Below are 297 nucleotides of genomic sequence, written 5' to 3'. Positions count from 1 at the left end.
GCAACTCGACTACATGAAGTCGGAATCGCTAGTAATCGCAGGTCAGCATACTGCGGTGAATACGTTCCCGGGCCTTGTACACACCGCCCGTCACACCACGAAAGTTGACAACACCCGAAGCCGGTGAGCTAACTCGTAAGAGGGGCAGCCGTCGAAGGTGGGGTTGATGATTGGGGTGAAGTCGTAACAAGGTAGCCGTATCGGAAGGTGCGGCTGGATCACCTCCTTTCTAAGGAGTACCTTGAACCATAGGTTCAAGAAACTCTGGTCGATCATTTATCATCTACCTGTTTAGTT

1 rRNA gene is annotated in these 297 nt (G+C 51.5%); it reads left to right on the top strand.

Going from position 1 to position 297, the window contains the following annotated elements:
• Window positions 1–229: ribosomal RNA gene (locus tag P6N53_RS18550) — 16S ribosomal RNA — on the top strand; the annotation flags it as partial.
• Window positions 230–297 lie beyond the last annotated feature (68 nt).

The sequence above is a fragment of the Desulforamulus aquiferis genome (assembly GCF_030577015.1).
Lineage (GTDB): Bacteria > Bacillota > Desulfotomaculia > Desulfotomaculales > Desulfotomaculaceae > Desulfotomaculum > Desulfotomaculum aquiferis.
Note: the sequence above shows the minus strand (reverse complement) of the source record. Positions and strands in the feature narration are given on the sequence as shown.